At 72.0% G+C, this 24,693-nt stretch carries 25 protein-coding genes; 17 read left to right on the forward strand and 8 right to left on the reverse strand.

Annotation, left to right across the window (positions count from 1 at the left end; all coding sequences use genetic code 11):
- Window positions 1–7: 7 nt before the first annotated feature.
- From ykgO to DEJ31_RS07035, 6 genes are all read left to right on the forward strand, one after another.
- A complete protein-coding gene (ykgO, locus tag DEJ31_RS07010; RefSeq protein ID WP_110905085.1) occupies window positions 8–130 on the forward strand; it encodes a type B 50S ribosomal protein L36 in 123 nt (40 codons plus the stop codon).
- Between the two features lie 62 nt (window positions 131–192).
- The gene (locus tag DEJ31_RS07015) at window positions 193–1,197 is read left to right on the forward strand and encodes an ABC transporter substrate-binding protein (RefSeq protein WP_111045119.1); all 1,005 of its coding nucleotides are present in this window, start codon (window positions 193–195) and stop codon (window positions 1,195–1,197) included.
- On the forward strand, window positions 1,194–1,970 hold the full coding sequence (locus tag DEJ31_RS07020) for a trans-aconitate 2-methyltransferase (protein WP_111045120.1): 777 nt from the start codon (window positions 1,194–1,196) through the stop codon (window positions 1,968–1,970). The genes DEJ31_RS07015 and DEJ31_RS07020 overlap by 4 nt, the downstream gene beginning before the upstream one ends.
- On the forward strand, window positions 1,967–2,986 hold the full coding sequence (locus DEJ31_RS07025) for an iron ABC transporter permease (RefSeq protein ID WP_220034849.1): 1,020 nt from the start codon (window positions 1,967–1,969) through the stop codon (window positions 2,984–2,986). The genes DEJ31_RS07020 and DEJ31_RS07025 overlap by 4 nt, the downstream gene beginning before the upstream one ends.
- Entirely contained in the window at window positions 2,983–3,810 is an 828-nt protein-coding gene (locus tag DEJ31_RS07030) for an ABC transporter ATP-binding protein (protein ID WP_111045121.1), read from the forward strand. The genes DEJ31_RS07025 and DEJ31_RS07030 overlap by 4 nt, the downstream gene beginning before the upstream one ends.
- Window positions 3,811–3,963: 153 nt before the next feature.
- Entirely contained in the window at window positions 3,964–4,347 is a 384-nt protein-coding gene (locus DEJ31_RS07035; RefSeq protein WP_111045122.1) for a VOC family protein, read from the forward strand.
- Between the two features lie 57 nt (window positions 4,348–4,404).
- Here the strand turns inward: DEJ31_RS07035 and DEJ31_RS07040 are convergent, their stop codons facing one another.
- Window positions 4,405–5,361 carry a DMT family transporter gene (locus tag DEJ31_RS07040; RefSeq protein WP_111045123.1) on the reverse strand — a complete coding sequence of 319 codons (957 nt, stop codon included), beginning with the start codon at window positions 5,359–5,361 and terminating at the stop codon, window positions 4,405–4,407.
- 104 nt (window positions 5,362–5,465) lie between these two features.
- Here DEJ31_RS07040 and nadE point away from each other — a divergent pair, with 104 nt between their 5' ends.
- A complete protein-coding gene (gene nadE / locus DEJ31_RS07045) occupies window positions 5,466–6,287 on the forward strand; it encodes an ammonia-dependent NAD(+) synthetase (protein WP_110905079.1) in 822 nt (273 codons plus the stop codon).
- Window positions 6,288–6,382: 95 nt separating this feature from the next.
- Here the strand turns inward: nadE and DEJ31_RS07050 are convergent, their stop codons facing one another.
- From DEJ31_RS07050 to DEJ31_RS07060, 3 genes are all read right to left on the reverse strand, one after another.
- The gene (locus DEJ31_RS07050; RefSeq protein ID WP_111045124.1) at window positions 6,383–6,787 is read right to left on the reverse strand and encodes a hypothetical protein; all 405 of its coding nucleotides are present in this window, start codon (window positions 6,785–6,787) and stop codon (window positions 6,383–6,385) included.
- 131 nt (window positions 6,788–6,918) lie between these two features.
- On the reverse strand, window positions 6,919–7,200 hold the full coding sequence (locus DEJ31_RS07055) for a GlsB/YeaQ/YmgE family stress response membrane protein (RefSeq protein ID WP_110905077.1): 282 nt from the start codon (window positions 7,198–7,200) through the stop codon (window positions 6,919–6,921).
- Between the two features lie 117 nt (window positions 7,201–7,317).
- On the reverse strand, window positions 7,318–7,581 hold the full coding sequence (locus tag DEJ31_RS07060; RefSeq protein ID WP_111045146.1) for a glutaredoxin domain-containing protein: 264 nt from the start codon (window positions 7,579–7,581) through the stop codon (window positions 7,318–7,320).
- Window positions 7,582–7,656: 75 nt separating this feature from the next.
- Between DEJ31_RS07060 and DEJ31_RS07065 the strand changes: the two genes are divergently transcribed.
- The 7 genes from DEJ31_RS07065 to DEJ31_RS07100 all read left to right on the forward strand — a co-directional run bounded on the left by DEJ31_RS07065 (window position 7,657) and on the right by DEJ31_RS07100 (window position 15,711).
- Window positions 7,657–8,613 (forward strand): PrsW family intramembrane metalloprotease, encoded by a 957-nt coding sequence (locus tag DEJ31_RS07065; RefSeq protein WP_258366205.1) that lies wholly within the window; start codon window positions 7,657–7,659, stop codon window positions 8,611–8,613.
- Between the two features lie 28 nt (window positions 8,614–8,641).
- Window positions 8,642–10,423, forward strand: coding sequence for an adenosylhomocysteinase (locus DEJ31_RS07070; RefSeq protein ID WP_111121514.1), 1,782 nt, complete (start codon window positions 8,642–8,644; stop codon window positions 10,421–10,423).
- Complete coding sequence (locus tag DEJ31_RS07075) at window positions 10,420–11,811, forward strand: amidohydrolase family protein (protein ID WP_309147275.1); 1,392 nt, start codon at window positions 10,420–10,422, stop codon at window positions 11,809–11,811. The genes DEJ31_RS07070 and DEJ31_RS07075 overlap by 4 nt, the downstream gene beginning before the upstream one ends.
- Window positions 11,808–12,305 carry a cupin domain-containing protein gene (locus DEJ31_RS07080; RefSeq protein WP_258366206.1) on the forward strand — a complete coding sequence of 166 codons (498 nt, stop codon included), beginning with the start codon at window positions 11,808–11,810 and terminating at the stop codon, window positions 12,303–12,305. The genes DEJ31_RS07075 and DEJ31_RS07080 overlap by 4 nt, the downstream gene beginning before the upstream one ends.
- A gap of 955 nt (window positions 12,306–13,260) precedes the next feature.
- The gene (locus DEJ31_RS07090; RefSeq protein WP_111121516.1) at window positions 13,261–14,082 is read left to right on the forward strand and encodes an ABC transporter substrate-binding protein; all 822 of its coding nucleotides are present in this window, start codon (window positions 13,261–13,263) and stop codon (window positions 14,080–14,082) included.
- A 7-nt stretch (window positions 14,083–14,089) separates the two neighbouring features.
- The gene (locus tag DEJ31_RS07095; protein ID WP_111045126.1) at window positions 14,090–14,968 is read left to right on the forward strand and encodes an amino acid ABC transporter permease; all 879 of its coding nucleotides are present in this window, start codon (window positions 14,090–14,092) and stop codon (window positions 14,966–14,968) included.
- Window positions 14,965–15,711 (forward strand): amino acid ABC transporter ATP-binding protein, encoded by a 747-nt coding sequence (locus DEJ31_RS07100; RefSeq protein ID WP_111045127.1) that lies wholly within the window; start codon window positions 14,965–14,967, stop codon window positions 15,709–15,711. Before DEJ31_RS07095 ends, DEJ31_RS07100 begins: the two co-directional genes overlap by 4 nt.
- 42 nt (window positions 15,712–15,753) lie before the next feature.
- On the opposite strand, the gene DEJ31_RS07105 is transcribed toward DEJ31_RS07100, so the two are convergent.
- Window positions 15,754–16,731, reverse strand: coding sequence for an NAD(P)H-quinone oxidoreductase (locus DEJ31_RS07105; protein WP_111121517.1), 978 nt, complete (start codon window positions 16,729–16,731; stop codon window positions 15,754–15,756).
- A 125-nt stretch (window positions 16,732–16,856) separates the two neighbouring features.
- On the opposite strand from DEJ31_RS07105, the gene DEJ31_RS07110 reads away from it, so the two are divergent.
- Window positions 16,857–17,372, forward strand: coding sequence for a hypothetical protein (locus DEJ31_RS07110; RefSeq protein ID WP_110904951.1), 516 nt, complete (start codon window positions 16,857–16,859; stop codon window positions 17,370–17,372).
- Between the two features lie 83 nt (window positions 17,373–17,455).
- Here the strand turns inward: DEJ31_RS07110 and DEJ31_RS07115 are convergent, their stop codons facing one another.
- The 3 genes from DEJ31_RS07115 to DEJ31_RS07125 are packed head-to-tail and all read right to left on the reverse strand — an operon-like array spanning window position 17,456 to window position 19,755.
- Window positions 17,456–18,337, reverse strand: a complete 882-nt coding sequence (locus tag DEJ31_RS07115; RefSeq protein WP_110904952.1) for an aldo/keto reductase — start codon at window positions 18,335–18,337, stop codon at window positions 17,456–17,458.
- A gap of 56 nt (window positions 18,338–18,393) precedes the next feature.
- The gene (locus tag DEJ31_RS07120) at window positions 18,394–18,873 is read right to left on the reverse strand and encodes a DUF6264 family protein (protein WP_110904953.1); all 480 of its coding nucleotides are present in this window, start codon (window positions 18,871–18,873) and stop codon (window positions 18,394–18,396) included.
- Between the two features lie 9 nt (window positions 18,874–18,882).
- A complete protein-coding gene (locus DEJ31_RS07125) occupies window positions 18,883–19,755 on the reverse strand; it encodes a CoA ester lyase (RefSeq protein WP_111121518.1) in 873 nt (290 codons plus the stop codon).
- A gap of 160 nt (window positions 19,756–19,915) precedes the next feature.
- On the opposite strand from DEJ31_RS07125, the gene DEJ31_RS07130 reads away from it, so the two are divergent.
- Both DEJ31_RS07130 and DEJ31_RS07140 read left to right on the forward strand, forming a co-directional pair.
- Window positions 19,916–23,686 carry an ATP-binding protein gene (locus tag DEJ31_RS07130; RefSeq protein WP_110904955.1) on the forward strand — a complete coding sequence of 1,257 codons (3,771 nt, stop codon included), beginning with the start codon at window positions 19,916–19,918 and terminating at the stop codon, window positions 23,684–23,686.
- A 371-nt stretch (window positions 23,687–24,057) separates the two neighbouring features.
- Complete coding sequence (locus DEJ31_RS07140; RefSeq protein WP_110904957.1) at window positions 24,058–24,645, forward strand: CDP-alcohol phosphatidyltransferase family protein; 588 nt, start codon at window positions 24,058–24,060, stop codon at window positions 24,643–24,645.
- Window positions 24,646–24,693: the final 48 nt, after the last annotated feature.

The raw sequence follows: 24,693 nt of genomic DNA on the forward strand, positions 1-24,693 counted from the left end.
AGTCGTCATGAAGGTCCGGAACTCACTCAAGTCCCTGAAGAAGCTGCCCGGTGCGCAGGTCGTCCGCCGCCGCGGTCGCACCTTCGTCATCAACAAGCTGAACCCGCGCGGCAAGGGGCGCCAAGGCTGAGACCGGCCGTCGCGCTCGGCGCGATTTGGCGGACCGATCCGTCTCCCTCTAGCGTCACGATCATGAAAACCATTATCACTACAACGGTGGTCGTCGCGGCGCTCGCCCTCACCGGGTGTGCGAACTCCTCCGCGTCCGGTCGGTCGTCCACGACCCCGTCGGCCGGTTCCACGCTGACGAGCTGCGGCATGCAGCTGACCGTTCCCGCGCCTCCCGAACGGGCGGTGACCCTGGAGCAGGGCGCGACCGAGGTCATGCTGGCGCTCGGCCTGCAGGACCGGATGGTGGGGACCAGCTACCTCACCGACGCCGTGGCCCCAGAGTGGCGATCGGCCTACGACGACGTGCCGGTGCTCGCCGAGCAGTACCCGAGCACCGAGCAGCTCCGCGAGGCGAACCCCGACTTCGTCTACTCGATGCGCGCCTCTGCGTTCGCGTCCGACGCTGCCGGGAGTCGTCAGGAACTCATCGACCTCGGCGTCCCGGCCTACCTGTCCGCGAACGACTGCGAGGACCCGGCGCTCGTCCCCGACGAGGTCGGCTTCGACGCGATCCTCGACGAGGTCACCGACATCGCTCGGGTCTTCGACGTCGAGCAGCGGGGCCGCGACCTCGTCGCCGAGCAGCGGGACACCCTCGAGCGGGTGACGGCAGCAGCCTCGGACACGGGGGCACCGTCCGTCGTCTGGCTCTACTCCTCGGTCAACGGGGCGCCGGTGGTGGCCGGTGCGAACGGGCTCGCCGACACCATGGGCCGTGTGGCGGGCGCGATCAACGCCTTCGACGACCTGGATGCGCAGTGGAGCGAGACCAGCTGGGACGAGATCGCGCAGCGCGACCCGGACGTCATCGTCGTCGCCGACCTGTCCCGCGGTCTGCCCGGCGACAGCGCCGACGACAAGATCGACCAGCTCCGGTCCGACGCCGTCACGAAGGACCTCAGCGCCGTCCGTGACGACCACCTGATCGCCGTCCCGGCGACGGAACTCGACCCCTCGGTGCGGAGCATCGACGCCCTGGAGACCGTCTCCACCGCCCTGACCGAGTACTCGGAGGACCGACGATGACCACGACCACCACGCCCACCCCTGCCGAGACCGAGCAGGCGCTCGGCCTCCTCGCGGCCTGGGATGCCCAGCAGGCCGCCTACATCACCAACCGCGAGCAACGCTTCGCGATCATGCTCGACGTCGTCGACCACGTCGTGCCGCAGGGTGGCATCGTCCTCGACCTGGCGAGTGGACCCGGCTCGATCAGCCAGCGGGTCGTCGCCCGGCGGCCGGACATCACCTGCATCGCGCTCGACCACGACCCGGTGCTCCTCGAACTCGGGCGGACGGCGCTCGCCGGGCAGCCGGTGCGCTTCGTCGACGCCGACCTCTGGGACCGCGACTGGACGGCGGGCCTGGACGGCGCGACCCCCGACGCGGTCCTCAGCTCGACTGCCCTGCACTGGTTGCCGTCGGACGTCCTCAGCCGTGTCTACAACGACCTCGGGTCGATCGTGCCGCCGGGTGGTGTGGTGCTGAACGCCGACCACCTCCGTCACCTCGACGGCCGCACGCTGTTCGCCGAGCTCAGCGCACTCGACGACGAGCGCACCCAGCAGGCCGACCGGGCGGCGGGCGCGCTCGACTGGGACCAGTGGTTCGCGGAGGTCACCGCGGTCGACCGGTACGGCCGGCTCGCCGCCGAGCGGGAGCGCCGGTTCGAGCACCGACCGCCGAACCCCGAACTCAGCCTCGGCTTCCACGTCGCGGCACTCGAGGTCGCCGGCTTCACCGAGGTCGGTCCGGTGTGGCAGTACCTCGACGACTTCGTCGTGCTCGCCCGCCGGTGAGCCCGACCGCGCTCCGCGGTGCCGTGGTCGTGCCGGTGCTCATGGCCGTGCTCGTCGTGGTCGTCGTCGCGGGCGTGGCACTGGCCGGAGGCTCGATCACCTGGGTGGACACGGTGCGGTCGATCGGCACCCACCTCGGTCTGCCGGTCACCCCGCTGCCCCGGCTCGCGGACTCCGTGGTGTGGCAACTGCGACTACCGAGGGTCCTGCTCGCGGCCTCGGCGGGTGCGGGACTCGCGGTGTGCGGCTGCGTGTTGCAGGCCGTGACCCGTAACGTGCTCGCGGAGCCCTACCTGCTCGGGATCTCGTCCGGTGCGTCGACGGGGGCGGTCCTCGTCCTGGTGCTCGGTCTCGGTGCGGGATCCGTCACCTTGGCCGGCGGCGCGCTGGTCGGTGGGCTCGTCTCGTTCGCGCTGGTGTTCGCGTTGATGGGACGGGACACCGCGAGCACCAGCCGGGTCGTGTTGACCGGCGTCGTCGTCGGGCAGTTGTTCGCCGCCGTGACCTCCCTCGTCGTCACGGCCTGGGGTGACGCGGACGCGACGCGCGGCATCACGTACTGGCTGCTCGGGTCCCTCGCGGCGGCGCGGTGGTCCTCGGTGGTGGTCTGCGCCGTGGTGGTCGCGGTCGCGACCGCCGTGTTCGTCGCCGTCGCGCCGGCGCTGGACGCGTTCGTCTTCGGGCACGACGCCGCCGTGGCCCTCGGCATCGACGTCCGGCTCCTGCGGGTCGTCGTGCTCGTCGGCGCAGCGGCGACGACCGCCGCGGTCGTCGCCGCCGTCGGGGCGATCGGTTTCGTCGGACTCGTGGTCCCGCACACCGCCCGCATGCTCGTCGGACCCGGCCACCGCCTCCTGCTGCCGGTGTCCGCCCTCGCCGGCGGAGTGTTCCTCGTCGTCGCGGACCTGGCCGGGCGACTCGCGTTCGCACCGCACCAGATCCCGGTCGGTGTCGTCACAGCGCTCATCGGCGTGCCGACGTTCCTGGTGGTCCTCCGCCGAGGGCAGCGCGCATGACCGCGGTTGGGTCCGAGCCCGGCCAGCGCGCGGCCGGGTCCGAACCCGGTGTGCTCGTGGCGCGACGAGTGGGGCGCTCCGTCCACGGCGTGCGACTCCTGGCGGAGGTCGACCTGGTCGCGCCGCGCGGGTCGATCACCGGGATCGTGGGCCCGAACGGGTCGGGCAAGTCGACGCTCGCCCGGTGCCTGGCCGGGGTCACGCCTCCGGACAGCGGGGCCGTCCTGCTCGACGGGGCGGACCTGCACGCGCTGCCGCGCCGGTCGGTGGCCCGCCGTCTCGCCTTCGTCGAACAGCAGGGGCACACCGAGATCGACCACCGGGTGCTCGACGTGGTGCGCCTCGGTCGGTTGCCGTACCGCTCACGCCTGGGCGGTCCTGACACGGACTCCGACCGGATCTGCCGGGAGGCACTGGCAGCGGTGGGCATGGCGGGGACCGAGCAACGCCGCTGGAACGGACTGTCGGGCGGCGAACGACAGCGGGTCCAGATCGCACGGGCCTTCGCGCAGGAACCCGAGGTGCTCGTCCTCGACGAACCCCTCAACCACCTCGACGTGCACCACCAGTTCGAGCTCCTGGACCTGCTCCGAGACGGGTCCCGCACCGTCGTGGTCGTCCTCCACGACCTGGACATGGCGGCTCGCTACTGCGACCACGTGGTGGTGCTGTCGGAGGGACGTGTGGCGGCGGCAGGGGCACCGCGGACCGTGCTCACACCGGACCTGCTGGAGCGCGTGTTCCGGGTGCGCGGCCGAACGCGTGAGACCCCGGAGGGCCTCCGGGTGGATCTCCGCGGCACCGCCTCCGGAGGGGCGCGCTGACCGTGCTCCGTCGGGTCAGCCGGTTCTCGGGCTGTCCGCTGTCGCTGTCGCGGTCGTGCTCGGCGTTCCGTGCCGTCGAGCAGTCGCACGCCTCGGCTGGTGCGGTCGGACCGTCGTCGGTGCACACTTGCTGCACCCGAACGAGGAGGCCCCGTGTTCCGACCCACCAGCGCCTACAGCGGCTTCAGCGTCGACGACGTCGACGCTGCCGTGGCCTTCTACGCCGGAGTCCTCGGCGTGGACGTCCGCGTCCTCGTCCCCGGCCGGATGATGCAGCTCCTGTTGCCAGGCTCGGACGTCCCGGTGCTGCTGTACGGCAAGCCCGACCACGCCCCGGCGACCTTCACGGTGCTCAACTTCGTGGTGGACGACATCGACACGGCGCTCGACGACCTGGCAGCGCTCGGCGTCCGGCCGATCGACGGCGGACAGTGGGCGGACGATCGCCAGGTCCTCCGCGGGCGTTCCCGCGACATGGGGCCGGACATCGCCTGGTTCACGGACCCGGCCGGCAACGTCTTCTCGGTGCAGCACTGATCGCACGGGGCGAGACCCGGGCAGCCGGGTCGCGCGGAACGAGACCAGGGCAGCGGGTCAGGACCGATCGACCGGCGGCCACCCTGTGTCGACGGGCGGCCGCCCTGGGTCGCCCGCGTCGCCCGACTCGTTCGTCGGGGCGACCGCCAGCACCACGAGCACGACCGCGATGACCCCGAGCCCGACCCAGCCGACCGCCGTCAGCCGTTCGCCGACCACCAGGACGGCGAGCACCGCGGCGACGGCCGGTTCGGTGAGCGTGACCGTCGTCGCCGTGCTCGCGGAGACCGTCGTCAGGCCGTGGCCGAACAGCAGGTAGCCGAGGAACATCGGCACGAGGGCCATGTACACCCCGACGGCGAGGTCCTGCGGGGTCGCCAGCAGCGGCGCCCCGGTGACGGCGAGGACCGGCATGAGGAGGAGCCCGCCACCACCGAACACCGCCCCCATCGCCGCTGCCCGCGGGACGCCCTCGTCCATCAGGCGGTGTGCGACCCAGGAGTACACGGCGTACGCGGCACCGGCCACGAGCCCGAGCAGGACCCCGAGGAGCGTCTCCCCGGCCGGACGCGCGGCGTCGTCGAGTCCGGAGAGGCCGAGCAGCACGCTGCCCAGGACGCCGAGCAGGGCGGCGAGGACCCACCAGCGACTGAGCGGGCGTCGGTCGACGACGCGTTCCAGCACCCCGGAGGCCAAGGGCGCGGACGCGAGCGACACGACCGACCCGACAGCCACCCCGGCCGTGTGCATCGAGCTGTAGAACGCGAGCGGGTAGACGGCGACCGCGAGGGCACCGACGATGACGAGGCCGCGGCGGTGCCGGAGCTGCGTGCGCGCACCATGCAGCACCCGGGCGCCGACCACGGCCTGCAGCAGACCGCCGACCCCGAGTGCCGCGGCCCCGATCGCCAACGGGCCGACGTCCGGGGCGAAGGTCGCCGCGGTCCCGGTGGTGCCCCAGAGCAGCGACGTGACCGTGATCGCGAGCAGGCCGGTGCGGCGTCCGTCCGTCACAGTCGCACCTCCGTCGTCACGGTCACCGTAGTGGCCGGATGCCGTTCACGAGCAGGTGCCGAGAACCCGTGCGGATCACGGTGGCGTGGGCGGATACTGGGGGAGTGCGAGAACTCCAAGCCGCCATCGCCGCGGACCTCAACGTCCAGCCGACCATCGACCCCGAGCAGGAGGTCACCCGGCGCGTGGGCTTCCTGCGCGACTACCTGCTGACCACCGGCGCGAAGGGCTACGTCCTCGCCGTCAGTGGCGGGCAGGACTCCACCCTGGCCGGACGTCTGACGCAGCTCGCCATCGAGTCGCTCCGGGCCGAGGGACACGCTGCCGAGTTCACCACCGTCCGGATGCCGTACCGCGTCCAGGCCGACGAGGACGACGCCCAGCTCGCGCTGCAGTTCATCGCCGCCGACCCGGGCATCGTCGTCAACATCGAGCACGGAGTCGACGGGGTCGTCCAGGACACCGCGGACGCCGGCGTCGCCCTGAGCGACTTCGTCAAGGGCAACGTGAAGGCCCGGATGCGGATGGTCGCGCAGTACGCCGTGGCCGGGCAGCGCGGCTACCTGGTCGTCGGCACCGACCACGCCGCCGAGGCCGTCACCGGCTTCTTCACGAAGTACGGCGACGGTGGTGTCGACCTGACCCCGCTGACCGGCCTGACGAAGAGCCAGGGTCGCCAGCTGCTGGAGCACCTCGGCGCACCGGCCCGCCTGTACGAGAAGGCCCCGACCGCCGACCTGCTCGACGACCTGCCGGGCCAGACGGACGAGGCGAACCTCGGCCTCACCTACGCCGAGCTCGACGCCTACCTGCAGGGCCACGACGTCCCCGTCGAGGTCGCCGAGGCGATCGAGGCCCGTTACCGCGCCACGGAGCACAAGCGTCAGGTGCCGGCGACACCGTTCGATGAGTGGTGGCGCCGCTGACCTCGCGCCGCGGTCGCGGAGACGACCGGGGAAACACGGGAGGCCCGTCACCAGCTGGTGACGGGCCTCCCGTCCGTCCATCGGCGGTCCGGGCGTCAGGCGGACGGATGGTCGTCCTGGTCGTCGCGACCGGTGTCTTGTCGGCCGATGTCCTGCGGGCCGGCGTCCTCGCGCTCCTCGGCGAGGCGCTCCTGCCGGAGGATGCTCCGGGCAGCGCCCTCGAGGACGTCGTCGACGCTGTTGCCGGTCCGGGCGGCGAGTGCGCCGCTGAGTCCGGCCGTCAGTGTGCCACCGGCCTGTGCGAGCCGCTCGATGACCTCCTCCTGACGGTCGGTCAGGGGCACGTCGACGAGCTCGTCGATGGTCTCCCGGATGTTCGCCTCGCTCGCGTCCATCGCGGCTCCGTCACCGGACTGGAGCGCGGCGGCTTCACCGACCACGACGAGGCCGAGCTGTGCGGCGTCCTGCTCCGGGCGACGGGTGTCGTTCGCGTCAGTCATGTGGTGGACCGTACGCTCGGCGCCTGCGCGCGTTCCGGACTACCGGTGCACATGACGACGGGAGGCCCGGTACCAGTTGGTACCGGGCCTCCCGTCGTGTGGTCAGCGCGTCAGCGCCGGCGTGCCGCTGGTCAGCGCCGGTTGCCGCGACCTGCGACGCGCGTGTAGATGAGCACCACGATGATCGCGCCGATGATCGACCCGATGAGGCCGGACGGCTGGAAGAAGCCGTCCGCCAGGTCATGGCGGAAGATCAGGAAGCCGAGCAAGCCGCCGACGAACGAACCGACGATGCCGAGGATGATGGTCATCAGGATCGACATGTGCTGCCGACCCGGGATGACCAGCCGTGCGATGGCGCCGGCGATGAGGCCGACGACGATGAGGCCGATGATGGTGCCGAGTACACCCATGTTGTTCTCCTTGTTCTGCGGCCGGTCCGATGCTGCGACAGTTCGCCGAGCTCAGGGCCGAGGCCCGAGTCAACACGGGCTCGGCTCGGCGGCCTCCCAGGGAAGCCGCCGGCCGGGTCAGAGCGCGCCGGACGCCTCGAGTTCGCCCTGCAACTCCGCGTCCGACGGCTCGACGAAGTGCTTGCCGTTCGGCAGGACCACGACGGGGATGTTCTTGCGGCCGCTGATCGCCTCGGCACGGTCGGCCGCCGAGAGGTCGGCCTCGACGTCGACGTACTCGTAGTCCACGCCCAGGCGGTCGAGCAGCGCCTTCGAACGACGGCAGTCGCGGCACCAGTCCGCGCCGAACATGGTCACCTTGTCGAACGTCTCGTCAGTCATGTCGGTCACTACGTCCACCGCGCCTTCCGTATTCCCGGTGACCGGCTCCGTGTGCGCGGGAGCACGATGGGGTCCATGACGCTCGAGACCGATGTGCACGTCGTCGCACACCCGCACCACCGGCACGGCTGGTGGTGGAAGACCCTTCTCGGCGGGTTCCTGCTGTGGGTGGTGACGATCATCGTCACCATCGCCACCGAGAACACGAACCTGGTGCCGACGATCATCCTGATCGGCAGCTTCCTGGTGCCGTTCACGGTGGTGCTGTTCGTCATCGAACGGGTCACCGGCACGGTCAGCACCATGCAGTTGATCACCGCGTTCTTCGTCGGCGGGGTCCTCGGGGTGCTCGGGGCGTCGCTGCTGGAGTCCGACCTGCGACCGGGGGCCGGGCTCTACCTGCTCGTCGGCTTCGTCGAAGAACTGGTCAAGGGCGTGCTGCTCGTCATCGTCGGGTGGCGGGTCCGCCCGAAGACCGCTCGGCAGGGGGCGCTCCTCGGTGCGACCGTCGGGGCCGGGTTCTCGGCGTTCGAGTCCGCCGGCTACGCCTTCAACGCCGCGATCACCACCCGCGGCATCGACCTGTCGTCCCTGTTGCAGACCGAGGTCGCCCGCGCCGTGCTGTCCCCGGTCGGCCACGTCCTCTGGACCGCGATCCTCGGGGCCGTCCTGTTCGGGGTGGCGCACGGGCGGCCGAAGTTCCGGTGGACGTGGTCGGTGCTCGTCGCGTACGTGGTCGTGTCGGTGCTGCACGGGCTGTGGGACTCGAACTCGACGATCTCGACCCTGCTGGCGTTCGTGTTCACCGGGACGCCGTTCTCGGCGGCGCAGAACGGGTACGTGCCGTCGTCGCTCGCCGGCGTCGTGACGACGCTGTACATCGCCGGGCTCGCCGTCGTGTCCGTCATCGGCGTCGGCGTGCTCGTCGGCGTGCTGCTGCACTACCGGCGGCAGGCTCGACGCCTCGACGCCCGGCAGTACGCGAAGCTGGGTGCCTGGGCCGGGTCGCCGCCGCCGCACCCGCTCCGCTGAGGGGCCCGCAGCGCCCTACGATGGGCGCATGCCGCGCGCCGACCCGACAGCCCGCGTCGACCCGGCCGTGCTGGCCTGGGCCTCCGCTGCCGTCAGGCACACCGCCCGGGTGACGAACATGCTCCTCGCGGCCCGGCGCTTCCGCATCGTCGGCGGTGACCCGCGGGACGTGGCCGTCCTGCACGACCTGCTGACGGGGCTCGGCGCCCGTCCTGCTGACGACGCGACGGGCGTGGACCAGCTCTGGTGCCTCGGCACCCCGGAAGAGTCGGTCACGGCCGTCGAGCAGGCCACCGCTGACCGCCCGCGCCGTTCGACGCTGCTCGTCATCGACGCCGGCCGCCACGTACCCGCGGTCGACGAGGACGCCTTCGGCCCGACCGCGCTCGCCCGACCCGGCGTGCTCGGCGTGCCGACGACCTCGGACGACGTGTTCCTCGTCTCCACCGGCCGGGACCCCGAGGACGACCCCGCCGCCGAGGCCCGCATCCGCTGGGCCCGCCGCTCCATGCCCGTCTCGCGCGCGGTCGCGGACGACCTCCGGCAGGGCGGCCTGCTCCGCGGCACCCGCATCGGTGTCAGCCTGTTCCTCGAGCCGAAGACCGCGGTGCTCGCCCTGCTCCTGCAGGACGCCGGCGCCGAGGTCGTCGCCTACGCCCACGCGGACGAGACCGACGACGCCGTCGCGGACGTCCTCCGCCGCACCGGCATCCCGGTGCACGCGAGCAGCACGGCGTCCGTGTCGGAACAGCGGGACCTGGCGCTCGCGATGCTCGACACCCGCCCACACGTGCTCCTCGACGACGGGTCGCACGTCATCCGGCTGGTGCACCAGGAACGACCGGAGCTGCTGCCGACGATGCTCGGGGCCGCCGAGGAGACCACGAGCGGCCTCCGCCCGCTGCGCGTCATGGCGTCGGGTGGCGAACTCGGGATCCCCGTCGTCGCTGTGAACGACGCCCGCACCAAGACGTTCTTCGACAACCGGTACGGCACCGGACAATCGACGGTGTTCGCCGCGCTCGACCTGCTCGACGGCCTCGACATGACGGTGCGGGCGCTCGTGCCTGGGCCCACGCCGCCGGTTCCGGACCGACGCGTCAGCGACGGGCCGGCCGTGCCGGTGGGGAGAGGCTCGGCCGTCGTCGCCGGGTACGGCCACGTCGGTGAGGGGGTCGCCCTGGTGCTCCGCGCACTCGGGTTCCGGGTCACCGTCGCGGACCCCGACCCGGTCCGGGCGTTGCAGGCCCTGTTCGCCGGGTACACCGTGGCCCCGCTCACCGAGGCCGTGCGCGACGCCGACCTGGTGATGAGCGCCTCCGGGGTGCCGGACACGATCAGCCTCGCCGTTCTGCAGGCGTGCGCTCCCGGAACGGTCGTCGCGGTCGCCGGCGGGGTGGACCAGGAGGTCGCCATCGGCGACGCCGTCGCCGCGGGAGCCGTCCGGACGCAGATCGGGCGGAAGGTCGAGCGGGTCAGCCTGCCGGACGGCGCGCACGTGCTGCTGCTCGACGGCGGAGGCTGCATCAACATCACCGCTGCCGAGGGCAACCCGATCGAGATCATGGACCTGTCCTTCGCGGCACAGCTCGGGGCGGTGCGGATGCTCGTCGAACGCGGGGACGAACTCGAGCGGGCCGTCGTGCCGATCGACCCCGAGGTGGACGCGGTGACCGCCCGCGCGGCGCTCGCCGCGTTCGGGACGGTGGTCGAGCCTCCCGGCAGTCCGGTCGGCACGACCTGGCCCACGGCGCAGCCCGTGGACCGTGCGCCGGACGTCCGGACCCGACGGTTCGGGGACCCGGCGTGACCGACCAGCGGGTGGGCACGCCGGTCGTGGCCGACTCGACGACGACCGTGCACTCGGCGCGGATCGTCGTGCCGATGACCGCACCGCCGATCGCCGACGGGGCGGTGGCCGTGCGCGACGGGCGGATCCTGCACGTTGGTGAACGGTCCTGGGTGGTCGACCAGCTCGACGGCACCCCGTTCACCGAGCGGCGCTGGCGTGGGGCGCTGCTGCCCGGACTCGTCAACGCGCACGCACACCTGCAGTACACCGGCATGGCCAGTGTTGGGCGAGCCCAGTACGACGGATTCGAGGACTGGGCGTCCGCGTTCAACACCGTCTACGCCGAGCCGCACGACTGGCGGGCCGAAGCCGCGGCCGGTGCCGTGCAGTCCATCGCCGCCGGTGTGACGAGCATCGCCGACGTCGTCACCGACCTCGAAGCGGCGAGCGCCCTCCAGGACGCCGGCCTCGGCGGCATCGCCTACTGGGAGGTGATGGACTGGGAGAACGCGGCCTGGCAGCAGCACGGCCGCGACCAGGTGCTCGGCGAACTCGCACGCATGCCGACCACCCCCGGCGCCGGGCTGTCCCCGCACGCGCCCTACTCGCTCGACGTGGCGCCGCTCCTGGAACTGCCCGATATCGTCCGGCAGCGGGGACTCCGTCTGCATCTGCACCTCGGTGAAGCAGCGTTCGAGGGGGAGCGTGCCGCCGTCGAGCCGGTCCCCGGGTTCGAGGGCGTCGTCGGGGTCGGCCACGGCGCGGACTGGCACCTGGCGAACGTGCCGTCCTTCCGGGCGATGCGGGCACTCGGGTTCGGGGCGAGTGCGACCTCGTTCGTCGACCGGCTCGGCGTGCTCGGCCCCGACTGCCACATCGCGCACGGCGTCTACATGACCGCGGTCGACCGGGCGCTGCTCCGGGCCCGCGGCACCGCGGTCGCGCTCTGCCCACGGTCGAACGCCGTCATCGGGCTCGATCCGCCGCCCGTCGCGGACTACCTGCGGGAGGGCAGCCCGATCGCCGTCGGTACTGACTCCCTGTCGTCGTCGCCATCCCTCGACCCGATGGCCGACGTCACCGCCCTGCACCGCATCGCCCGCGCCCAGGGGTACTCCGGGCGGGACCTGCACGAGCGACTGCTCGCGGCGGCGACGCTCGGCGGGGCGCACGCGATGGGTCTGGCGGTGGGACCGGACCGGATCGGGCACCTGGCCGTCGGTGCCCGTGCCGACCTGGCCGTGTTCGACGTCGACTCGCGCACGGTGCCCGACGCGCTCGCCGAACTCGTCGAGGACGGTGCCGGTCGTGCCGTCGCGACCGTCATCCGCGGGGTCGTCCGGACAGCCGACTCTGCCCGGGTCGCCCCGGGCCCCTCCACCACCCCCAGCAAGGAGTCCCGATGACCGACACCGCACCCCGCCCCGGCATGGTCGCCCGCCGCACCGTCTCGGGGGAGCTCATCGAGTGGCTCGACGTCCCGCAGCGGGCGCGAGCGCTCGGCATGGAGCCGCACCCCGAGGGCGGCTGGTACGTCCGGACGTGGACCTCGCCCGCAAACGTGCAGACCGCGGCGGGGGAGCGACCCGCGGCGACGCTCATCCACTTCCTCCTGCCCCCGGGCGAGGCCTCTGCCTGGCACCGGGTCACGAGCGACGAGATCTGGATGTGGCACGGGCCGGACTCGGTCGAGCTCGAACTCGGCGGGTCGGGGGACCAGCCGGAGCCGGGCGCACGGATCACCCTCGGGCCGGATGCCGGGCGCGACCGGGTGAACGACGCACAGGCGTTCGTCCGCGGCGGTGTCTGGCAGCGGACGATCCCGCACGAGGGCGAGGTGCTCCTCAGCTGCCTGGTGTCGCCCGGGTTCTCGTTCGACGACTTCACCCTCGCAGACTGATACATCACCATTGTGATCTGGAATGTGGGTTCCTAAGATGATGGCGTCGGCTGAACGCGCGGCCGACCCAACAACGAAGGGACCAGATCGTGTCGAGAACCCGGGCGGCAAGCGCCGTCCTCGCAACAGGAGCACTCGTCGTCGCCGGAATCGCCGTCGGTTCGCCGGCGTCCGCAACCACGGCTGGGGCCGGAGCTGCGCCGACCACCGCGCAGCCGACGACGCAGGCCACCGACCTCACATCCATCACGCCGCAGCAACTTGATGAAGCGCTCGCAGAAGCGACTGCACTCGGGTACGTCGCTGGCCGGAGGACCGATGCTTCGGGCACTCGTACGACCACCATCGACCTCGGTCACGATGTACGGTTCGACGTGGTGCAGGAGCCAGCCGGAGCGCGACTCGGAGCAGGCTCTGACAAGTACGGTGCCTATGTCTCGTTCAACGCCACGGACCAGGCAGCCATCATCAACGGTGCCGGGTGGGCGCTGGGAGCCGGTCTCTGCGCGGTCAGCGCAGGAACCTTCTGTGTCGTGGCCGGAGCGATCCTCGCTGCTGCCACTTTCGCGGTGAGCACGAACGGGATCCGTTGTGGATCGAAGTCGCTCCGGGTCTACCCGTTCAACGGCTCTCGGTCCCCTCGCTGTGCGTGACCGCTGGAACCTGCTCCTGAGCCTCCGAGTCGCTGTCCCCGTCAGCGCCGCGTTGGTCGCGTTCAGTGTCGTGACCATGACCAGTCCGCCGACCGGTAGGCATTGGGCGAGTGGTCTGGTGGGGGCCGTGGCGCTGTTCCTCGCCATCGTGTACACCGGCGCGTCGATCGACGATCGGCGACGTCGGTGAGGCGATCCTGTCCGGCTCGGAAGTGACGCGGGACCCGAGTGTGACAAACGGCTGGTATCCCAAAGCCCGTACACTCGGGTCCTGCCCTGTTCCCCCTGACGAAGGCCAGACCGTGACCCGACCCCTCCGCCTGACCATCGCCCTCGCCACGGCCCTCGTCGCCGCGACCGCCCTCGCCGGCTGCTCGTCCGGCGGTGGTGACAACGCAGCCGGCACCGTCACCGACGGCAAGCTCACGATCGCCACCGGCCAGCCCGCGTACTCGCCCTGGGTCGAGGACGACGAGCCGCAGTCCGGCAAGGGCTTCGAGGCCGCCCTGGCGTACGCCGTCGCGAAGGAGATGGGCTACAGCAAGGGCGACGTGGTCTGGAAGCGCAGCACCTTCGACAGCGCCATCGCACCGGGTGCGAAGGACTGGGACCTGAACCTGCAGCAGTTCTCGATCGACGCAAAGCGCAAGAAGGCCGTCGACATGTCCTCCGCGTACTACACGACCACGCAGGCGGTCGTGACGAAGAAGTCGTCCGCCGCCGCCGGGGACACCACCGTCGCCGCCCTGAAGAAGGACACCATCGGCGTGGCCGCCGGGTCGACGAGCATCCAGAGCGTCAAGGACGTCCTCGGCGTGACGCCGCAGGTCTTCAACTCCAACGACGACGCCGTCCTCGCCCTCAAGTCCGGTCAGATCGACGCCATCGTCACGGACCTGCCGACGGCCTTCTACATCGCCGCCTCGCAGGTCGACGGCGGCACCGTGTCGGCACAGTTCCCCGCCGACGGCGAGGGCGACCAGTTCGGCATCGTGCTGCCGAAGGGCTCGAATCTCACCAGCAAGGTCGACGAGGCGCTCGACTCGCTCGACGACGCCGGCACGCTGCAGGACCTGCAGACGAAGTGGCTGTCCTCCGAGACGAACACCCCGGTCCTGAAGTGACGCGGGCATGACCTCTTCCGCAGGGGCCGGCACACCGCTGGTCATGCCGGCGCCGAGCCAGGTCGAGCGCGAACGCCAGCTCTACCGTCGGCAGCGTGGTCGCCGATCGGTCACCGTCTCCGTCGTCTCGACGCTGGTCGTCGTCGCGCTGGTCTGGTTCGGCGTCGTCAACACCCCTGGGTGGGCGGCGGTGCAGCAGTCCTTCTTCGACCCGCAGGTGGCGTGGGAGACCCTGCCGGAGGTCCTGCTCGGGCTCTGGCTGAACGTCCGGATCCTGTTCTTCGCGAGCATCGGCGTCGCCGTCCTCGGCACCCTGCTCGCGGTCGTCCGTGGTCTGCGGAACCCGGTGTTCTTCCCGCTGCGGATGCTCGCCACCGGCTACACGGACCTGTTCCGCGGACTGCCGCTCATCATCGTGCTCTACCTGGTCGGCTTCGGCCTGCCCGGGCTCGGGGTCTTCCCGCGCCTGGCACCGGAGTTCTGGGGCACGATCGCGATCGTGCTGACCTACTCGTCGTACGTCGCCGAGGTGCTCCGTGCCGGCATGGAGGCGGTGCACCCGTCCCAGCGCCTGGCCGCCCGGTCGCTCGGCTTGTCCCACGCCCAGACGCTGCGGTTGGTCGTGCTGCCGCAGGCGATCCGCAAGGTCACGCCCGCGCTGATGAACGACTTCGTGTCGATGCAGAAGGACGTCGGGCTCGTCTCGATCCTCGGTGCCGTGGACGCGGTCCGCAGCGCGCAGATCGCCCAGGCGGAGCAGACGAACTTCACGCCCTACCTGGTCGCCGGCCTGCTCTTCGTCCTCATCAGCCTGCCGCTCATCCGGGTCACCGATGCGATCGCCCGGAAGCAGCAGCAGCGCGAACAGATCGGAGGCGCGGTGTGACCGACGAGACCGCTCCCGTCCTCGAACTGCGGGGCCTCCGCAAGTCCTTCGGCGGCCAGGAGGTCCTGCGCGGGATCGACCTGTCCGTGCACCGCCACGAGGTGATCTGCGTCATCGGGGCATCAGGCTCGGGCAAGTCGACGCTGCTGAAGACCGTGAACCTGCTCGAGGGGATCGACGACGGCCAGGTGCTCCTGCAGGGCGAGGACGTCTCCGACCCCCGCGTCGACGTGGACGCCACCCGTGCCCGGATCGGCGTCGTCTTCCAGCAGTTCAACCTGTTCCCGCACATGAGCGTCCTCGACAACGTGACCCTGGCCTCGCGGAAGGTGCACCGGGCCTCCCGTCCGGAGGCCGAGGCGAACGCGCGCCGCCTGCTCGACCGGATCGGACTCGGTGACTTCGCCGGCGCGTTCCCCGACCGGTTGTCCGGCGGGCAGCAGCAGCGCGTGGCGATCGTCCGCGCCATCGCGTCGGACCCGGAGCTGCTCCTGCTCGACGAGGTCACGAGTGCGCTCGACCCGCAGCTCGTGGGCGAGGTGCTCGACCTCGTCACCGAACTCAAGCAGCAGGGCTCGACGATCCTCATGACGACGCACGAGATGCACTTCGCCCGGGACGTCGCCGACCGGATCGTGTTCCTGCACCGTGGCGAGGTCGTCGAGCAGGGCGCTCCCGCGGCGGTCCTCGACGACCCGCAGCACCCGGCGCTCCGCACGTTCCTGGCGCGGGTCCGGGCGTAGCGGGGCGGCCTCGCCGACCTCCCCGGAACCGCCGCCGCCCCGCTACAGCGCGAGCAGCAGCTTGCCGATGACGTCGCCGGACGCCAGTCGGCGGTGCGCCTCGGCCGCGTCGCCGATCGGCAGCACCGCGTCGACGACCGGTCGCACCCGACCGTCCGCCACGAACGGCCACACGTCCCGACGGACGGCGGCGACGATCTCCGCCTTCTCGGCAGCGGGACGTGCCCGGAGCGTCGTGCCGCTGACGGTCGCGCGCTTCCGCATCAGCGGCCCGATCGGCAGCGTCGCGTCCGGTCCGGCACCCGCGGCGATGATCGCCAGGTGGCCGTTCGGCGCGAGGACCTCGAGGTTCCGGTGCAGGTAGGACGGGCCGACGACATCGAGGACGACGTCCACGCCGACACCGTCCGTGAAGGCCAGCGCCCGCTCGACGAAGTCCTCCTCCCGGTGGTCGACGACGAGGTCCGCGCCGAGCTCGCGGGAGGCCCGGACCTTCCGCTCGCCACCGGAGGTCGCGACCACCCGGGCGCCGAGGGCCTTCGCCCAGAGCACCGCGTGTGACCCCATCCCACCGGTCCCGCCGTGCACCAGCAGGGTCTGACCCGGCCGGAGTCCGGCGAGCATCCCGATGTTCGAGTAGACGGTGCAGGCCGCCTCGGGCAGCCCGGCCGCGGACACCAGGTCCAGGTCGTCCGGCACCGGCAGCAGCTGCGCCTGCGGGACGACGGCGAGCGAGGCGTACCCGCCGCCGCTGAGGAGCGCGCAGACCCGGTCGCCGACCGCCCACTCGGTGACGCCCACGCCGAGGGCACGGACGGTGCCGGACACCTCGAGCCCGAGCACGTCCGAGGCTCCGGGCGGCGGCGGGTAGTTCCCCTGTCGCTGCTGCAGGTCGGCGTTGTTGACGCCGGCGGCGGCGACCTCGACGAGGACCTCGCCGTCACCGGGGACCGGGTCGGGCAGTTCGCCGAGGGTCAGGACGTCGACGTCGCCGGGCTTGGTGATCGTGATCGCACGCATCCCTCGACCGTACGCGCCCGCCCGTCCGGCTCCCGTCGCGCGACCGGCCGCCCGGAGGGAGCCGTCGGTACTGTCGGTCGCGAACGTGTCCGATCAGGGACACGTCGCGAACCCAGGGGGATCCCATGTCCACGAAGCACCTCACCGTCCTCGCGACCGCCGCACTCGCCGCGGTCCTGCTCACCGGCTGTTCCGGTGGCGGCAGCACGACGGGGACGGGTTCGTCGTCGCAGGGGGCGACGACCGGTGCGAGCTCGGGCGGGTCGTCGAGCGCCCCGACGAAGGCCGCCGGTGCCTCGGGTGGTCAGTCGAAGGCGGACGCGTGCCAGGCCTTCGAGAGCAAGGTCCGGTCCGCCGCCGAGGGGCTGCAGTCCCAGGCCGCGAAGCTGCAGTCCGACCCGGCGGCCGCGGTCGCGAAGCTCAAGGAGCTCGACTCGAGCATCGACGACGGTGTCGACGCGGTGACGAACACGGAGGTGAAGGGCAAGGCCGAGGCGTTCCAGAGCGCCTACGGCGACATGGTGACCCGTCTCGAGGCGATCACGAAGGACCCGAAGTCCGCCGACCTGTCGGCGTTCCAGGACTCCGCGACCGCGGTCCAGACCGCCGGTACCGACTTCGACTCGACCTGCGCGTCCTGAGCCGCGACGCACGTCGGTGACGCATTACGGGCCTCCAGGCCGAGCAGCCTGGAGGCCCGTGGTGCGTCCGGTGGACCGGCCGACTACGCCGCCTGGTCCGGTCGCGACGCGTCGAGACGGGCGACGTCCTCCGGCCGCAGCTTGACGGTGGCCGCCGTGACGGAGTCGAGGATCGACTGCGGACGCGACGCTCCCGGGATCGGGACGACGACGTCGCTCTTCGCCAGCTCCCACGCCAGGGCGATCACCTGCGGGGTGACGTCGCGTTCGCGGGCGAGGACGGCGAACTCCTCCGCCGTCGTGCCGAGGTCCGCCGCGCCGCCGATGCCGCCGAGGGGGCTCCACGGCAGGAACGCGATGCCGAGCTCGTCGCAGAGCTCGAGTTCCGGCTCGCTCGAGCGGAACACGGGGGAGAACCGGTTCTGGACCGAGGCGAGCCGACCGCCGAGGACCTCGTTCGCCTCCCGGATCTGGTCGACGGTGGCGTTCGAGATGCCCGCCATGCGGATGACGCCCTCGTCGAGCAACTCGGCGAGCGCCCCGACCGAGTCCGCGTACGGCACGGCGGGGTCCGGGCGGTGGAACTGGTAGAGGCCGATCGCGTCGACGCCGATGCGCTTCGCGGAGGCCTTCGCCGCCTCCTTGAGGTACGCCGGGTCGCCGTTCTGGGCCCAGGCGCCCGCCTCGGGTCGGAGGTGCCCGCCCTTGGTCGCGATGAGGACCGCGGAGGTGTCGCCCGAGTACTCCCGGACGGCCTTCGCGATGAGCTCCTCGTTGTGCCCGACCTCGTCGTGGGCGGCCAGGTGGTAGGCGTCCGCGGTGTCGATGAGGGTGACGCCGGCCTCGAGGGCGGCGTGGATGGTGGCGACGGAGCGCCGTTCGTCCGGCCGCCCCTCGATGGACATCGGCATGCCGCCGAGTCCGATGGCGCTGACGGACGTGTCTCCAATGACTCGTTGCTTCATCCGCCCAGCATGCGCCGGCCGGCGGATCCGGCGTCCAGCGGGCTCACCGCTCGAGGTCAGGAGGTCCGCAGTTCCGCAGTCCCGGCGCCTCCGTCACGGCCGGAGCCCTGCTGGTCGAGGGCCTGTGCGAACAGCACCGTGCCCCAGGTGACGACGGCGACGGTGAGGACGAACCCGATGCCGGCGATCCACCAGGACGTGCGACGACGGATCCAGGCCCGGATCGCGAACACCAGGGTGACCACGCCGACGACGAAGGCCCCGCCGACGGCCAGGACGGCACCGCCGATGAACCCGCCGGGCGCACAGGAGACCCCGGACGAGCCGCAGGAGGTCGCCGCGGACGCGACCGCGATGACGCCGGCGACGGCCGCGACCACGGTGAGGACCGCGCCGGCGGCCAGCAGGAGGACGGTCGACACGCGGTCGGCGATCCTGCCCGGCGGGAACAGCGACGTGGCACCCTGCTCCCACGCCACACGCTCTGCCTCAGAGTGCCGCTGCGGTCCGGTTCCGGGGACGTTCGACCAGGTCATGTGTCCGTCCTACCGGGGCTCCACCCCGAACGCCTGGGCGAGGCGCTGGATCTTCTGCGCGCGACCGAGGCGCGGCAGGTCGGATCCGTCACGGATGACCCGCCCACGGGCCTCGAAGTCGTCGAGGAAGTCCTGCGCCCACGCGACGTCGGTCGGCGTCGGGGAGATGACCTCGTTGATGACGGGCAGCTGCTCGGTGTCCAGGCAGAGCTTGCCGGTCAGGCCGAGCGACACCGCGACCTGCGACTGCTCGCGGAGGATCGGGTGCGACGACCCGACCGTGGGGCCGTCGATCGGGCCGGGCAGGTCACCGACGCGGGACGCCACGACCAGACGCGAGCGGGGGTACGCCATCGCCAGGGTGTCCGCGCTGGCGCCGGTGTCGCGGCGGTAGTCCCCGCTGCCGAACGCCAGGCGGAAGGCGCCCTGCGCCTTGGCGATGCTCGTGGCCTCCTCGATCCCCACCGCGGACTCGACCAGGGCGATCACCGGCGTGTGGCCGCCGAGGCGGTGCCAGGTGTCGGTGACCTGGGCAGGGCTCTCGGTCTTCGCGAGCATCACACCCTGCAGGCCAGGCAGGCCGCGGAGCGCCTCGAGGTCGTCCTCCCAGAAGTCGGTCGTGACGTCGTTCACGCGCACCCAGGCCTCCCCGGAGCCCGCCAGCCACGCGGCGACCGTGGCGCGGGCAGCGGGCTTCACCGCAGGGTCGACGGCGTCCTCGATGTCCAGGATCACCTGGTCGGCGCGGGAGCGGGTGGCACCGTCGAACCGGTCCTCGGCGGTGCCGGCGACGAGCAGCCACGAACGCGAGATCTCGGCGGGGACCGATCGACGCCGGGAGACGGCAGGGGTGGACGGAGCGGGGCGGTCGTCGGTGGCCATGCACCGTTGGTACCACACGCTGGCGTCCGGGCTCGGTGTGGCCGACGGTGTGACCGGGCGAAAACCCGGAACCGCGGGCTCATTGCCGGAGTGCCACTGCGCTTCCGCCTACAGTGGGCGTGTGTGGCGAGTGGACAGGACGACCGGCGATGAGGACGACGTGACGAACGACGACGCCTCGGTCGACGGCGGAGCGGCGGAGGGCACGGACCTGCCCGACGAACGGTCCGCACTGCGCCCCGAACTCCAGGTCACCAGCCCGCACGCGATCAGCCTCGGCGACCCGCGCCTGACCGCGGGCAACGCGGCCGAGCCCGCGTGGGACGCCTGGCGCGAGCAGCTCGCCGGCGTCGGTGGCACCAGCCCGCTCGTGCACTTCACCGACCACCCGCGCGGGCGCATCGAGCTCTCGACGACCCATCCCGGCGGTCTGGCGCAGTTCATCACCGGCAAGACGACCCTGCTGTCGAGCCTGATCCGCGACGAGGTGGCACTCCGAGCCGCTCGCGTCGCCGCCGGGCACGTCGAGGCGAAGGGCACCGAGCTCGCCACGGTCCGTGGGATCGACGCGGTGAAGCTCGGCATCGGCATCGCCGACTGGCAGCACGGGGACGAGCACTTCCGCGGACCCGTGTTGCTCCGCCCGCTGGCGATCCGCCGCCACGGCCGGGACTTCGAGGTCCGCCTGCTCGGTGAACCCGTGCTCAACCCCGGGCTGTCCGACGCGCTCCGCGAGCAGTTCGGTGTGACACTCGACGCGCAGTCCTTCGTCGCCCTCGCGCAGCAGGACGGCTCGTTCACCCCCAACCCGGTGATCGACCGCCTCCGCGGCCTCACCGCACACATCCCCGGTTTCACCGTGCACGCCCGGCTCGTCGTGTCGACGTTCGCCGAGGTCGCCACCGGACTCGTCGAGGACACCGACGACCTGGCCCACCCCGTGCTCGACGCCCTCGCCGGCAACCCCAGCGCCAAGTGGCAGGTCGAGCAGTCGTACCACCCGGTCGAGCAGACCCCGTCGGACGAGCGCTCGCCGGAGACCGACACCCTGCTGCTCGACGCCGACGACGAGCAGGAGAACGTGATCGCACAGATCACGGCCGGCAACTCCATCGTCGTGAAGACGCTGCCCGGGACCGGTGGCACGCAGACGATCGTGAACGCCCTCGGTGGCCTGGTCGCCGCGAACAAGCGCGTCCTGGTGGTCAGCCCCCGTCGCGCCACGCTCCGTGGCATCGCCGCCCGCTTCGGCGAGGTGCACCTGCCGGGCGTCGCCGTCACGCCGGGCACCCTGCGCCGAGACGTCGTCCGGGCCATCGCCCGCAACGAGAAGTCGAGCCGTCCGAACCTCCGCGAGGTCGACGACGCCCTGGTCCGGCTCCGCAAGGTCCTCACCGACTACCGCGGCGCCCTCACCCGCACCGACCCGGACTTCGGCGTCAGCGTGCTCGACTGCCTGGTCGAGCTCTCGCGGCTGTCCCTGCTGCCCGTCGCCCCCTCCACCACGGCCCGGCTCTCGAAGCAGTCCGTCGTGTCGATGGTGTCCGGCCGTGCCCGCGTCGCCGAGACCATGGTCAGCGCCGCCAACCTGGGCGAGTTCCGCTACGGGCCGGACGACTCGCCCTGGTACGGCGCGAAGTTCAGCTCGAGCGACGGCGCCCAGCGCGCCCACGCGACGGCGCAGGAGCTCGACGGCGGATCACTGCCGGCCCTCCTGCAGCGTGCGCACGACCTGGTCGCCTCGACGCACATGCGGCAGTTCACGACGATCAACGAGCTCGGCATCTACCTGCGCCTGCTCACCGAGATCCGCGACACCCTCGACCGCTTCCTGCCGATCGTCTTCGACCGGTCGGTGTCCGAGCTCGTCGCCGCCACCGCACCCCGGGGCGAGGGCGCGCCGATGTCCAGCACCAACCGACGCCGCCTGAAGAAGCTCGCGCGGGAGTACGTCCGTCCGGGTGTCCACGTGTCCGACCTGCACGAAGCGCTCACCCGCGTCCAGCAGCAGCGCGTCCTCTGGCAGCGCTACGTCGCCGCCGGTGTGAACCCCGAGGTGCCCACCGGCATCGCGGACGTCCAGGTGCTGTTCTCGAACGTGGTGGAGGACCTCGCGCGCCTCGACGAACCGCTCGGCCGCACCAGCCGTGACCAGCAGCTCGCGAACCTGCCGATCGAGCGGCTCGTACCGACGATCGCCGAGCTGGCCGCCGAGTCCGACGTCCTGCACAACCTGCAGGAGCGCACCGAGCTCATGCAGACGCTCCGCGACCTGCAGCTCGAGCCGCTCCTCACCGACCTGGCGAACCGGCACGTCCCCGACGTGCAGGTGCCCGCCGAGCTCGAGCTCGCCTGGTGGCAGTCCGCGCTCGAGACCATGCTCGAGTCCGACCGTGCGCTCCTCGGCGCGAACACCGACATGCTCGACCGGGTCGAGGCCGACTTCCGACTCGTCGACGACGCGCACGCGGCCGGGGTCTCCCAGGGCCTGGCGTGGCAGCTCGCCGAGAACTGGAAGGTCGGGCTCGTGGACTGGCCGGAGGAGTCCGCCGCGCTGAAGAGCCAGCTCCGGGACGGCGCGATCACCTCGCGCCTGCTCCACGACTCCGCACCGCACCTGTCCCGCGCCATCGCACCGGTCTGGCTTGCCTCGCCGTACGAGGTCGCACAGATCGCGGACACCATGCCGTTCGACACGGTGATCCTCGTCGACGCCGGAGCCGTCACCATCGCCGAGACCGTCGGCGCCGTCCGCCGGGCCCGCCAGACGGTCGTGTTCGGCGACCCGGTCACCCAGACGCCGTCGCCGTTCCGCATCGCCGTCGACCCGGAGCACCGCGCCCTGCAGGTCGACGAGGAGACCCTCGACGCCCTGCACGCCGACTCCGCCCTGGCGAAGCTGTCCACGCTGTTGCCGACCCTGTCGCTCACCCGCTCGTACCGGGCTGGCGGTGAGGACCTGGCCGAACTGGTCAACCGTCGTTTCTACGGCGGCCGGATCGAGTCCCTGCCGTGGGCCGGGTCGTTCCTCGGTCACGGGTCGATCGCGCTCGACTACGTCAGCGAGGGCAAGGCCGTGCCGGACCCCGAGTCCGGTGCCGTCGAGAGCGTCGACGCCGAGGTGGACCGTGTCGTCCGCCACGTCATCGAACACGCCCGTACCCGACCGACCGAGTCGCTCATGGTCATCACGGCCTCGGCGAAGCACGCGGTCCGGGTCGAGCAGGCCGTCCTCGCCGCAGCACAGGGTCACAAGGACCTCACCGAGTTCGTCATCGGTGACCGTCCCGAGCCGTTCATCGTCGCCACGCTCGAGCAGTCCGTGGCGCAGAGCCGCGACCGCGTCGTGTTCTCGATCGGCTACGGGCGCACCCCGCACGGCCGCGTTCTCCGCGACTTCGGTCCGCTCGGCAAGCCCGGCGGGGAGCGCCTGCTCGCCGTCGCGATGACCCGCGCTCGTCGCTCGATGGTCATCGTCACCTGCTTCCAGCCGTCCGACATCGAAGCGGAGCGGATGGGCCACGGCACGGTCGCCCTCGCCGAGATCCTGGCCGAGGTCCGCGCCCGCACCACCGCCGAGTACGTGCCGGACGACTCCGACCCGCTGCTCGTCGACCTGGCCCGTCGGCTCGAGATGCGCGGCATCCCGGTCGCGCTCGGGCACCGCGGCAAGCTCGGCCTGGTCGCCGCGCACGGCGGCGTCTGCGTGACGATCGAGACGGACGCGTCCCTGGTGAAGGGGTCGCTCCGCGAGTCGCTGCGCCTCCGCCCCGAGGTGCTCCGCCGACTCGGCTGGCACTACGTCCGCGTGCACGCGTTCCAGCTGTTCTCCGACCCGGACCGGGTCGCGAACACGGTCGCGCAGGTGCTCGGCGTCGACCGCGGCGCCACGCAGGAGATCTCGATCCCCCCGGTGCCCGCACGCCGATGACCGATCGGCGATCGCGGCCCGCACGTCGGGCCGCCCGGCCCGCTGGTCCGGTCACGCCGACCACGGAACAGCTGACCGGCGCGTGGACGCCCGAGGCGACCAGTTCGCGGACGGGAGGCACGCAGCCGACCGCAGCCGAGCCTCCCGTCCCGCGGGTGGCGGTCGACACCGCATCGGCACCGACCCGTGGTCTCGTCCGGTCCGGCCGTCGCGTCACCACGACGCCCGTCCCGGGCAGTGACCCGACGCCGTCACCCGAGCCCCCGCGGCACGGGACGGGGGAGAACGACGACCGTCTCCTCCGCGACCGACCGCCGCACTGGGGCTGACCGGTACGCTGAGGGTCAGCGAACCCCGAACGGAAGCGTGTGATGACGGAGCCCTCCCGGCGGACCCGGCCCGACTGGCAGACGTGGCCGAACCTCATCACGATGGTGCGGTTCGTCCTCATCCCGGTCTACGTGGCGCTCGTCGTCGCCGGCCACCCCGGATGGGCGCTGACCTCGCTCGTCGTCCTCGGCGTCAGCGACTGGGCGGACGGGTTCCTGGCCCGCCGGCTGCACCAGGAGTCGGCGCTCGGCAAGGCCCTCGACCCGATCGCCGACCGGCTGGCGATCGTCGCGATCGTGCTCTCGCTCGTGCTCGTCGGGCTGCTGCCGTGGATCGTCGTCGCGATCGTGGTGGCCGTCGACCTGGCGCTCCTCGCCCTGTCGAGCGCGTGGTTCCGCGGCAACCCGGACCTGCGCGTGACGTGGACCGGCAAGATCCGGTCGGCGCTGCTGTTCGTCGGGCTGCCGGTGCTGCTGTTCTCGTCGACGTCGGTCGCGGTGGACCACCACTGGATCCGGAACGTGGCGCTCGTGTTCGTCTGGCTCGGGACGATCGGCCACGTCCTGGCCGGGCTGCAGTACGCGGCCGAGATGTCCCGGAAGCACCGGACCCAGCGCGCTCCGGCGTAGGCGTTGGCCCTTGGCCGTCGGCCCGGCTTCCCGGCGCGCCCGGCGTCC

The sequence above is a fragment of the Curtobacterium sp. MCPF17_031 genome (assembly GCF_003234035.1).
Classification (GTDB): domain Bacteria; phylum Actinomycetota; class Actinomycetes; order Actinomycetales; family Microbacteriaceae; genus Curtobacterium.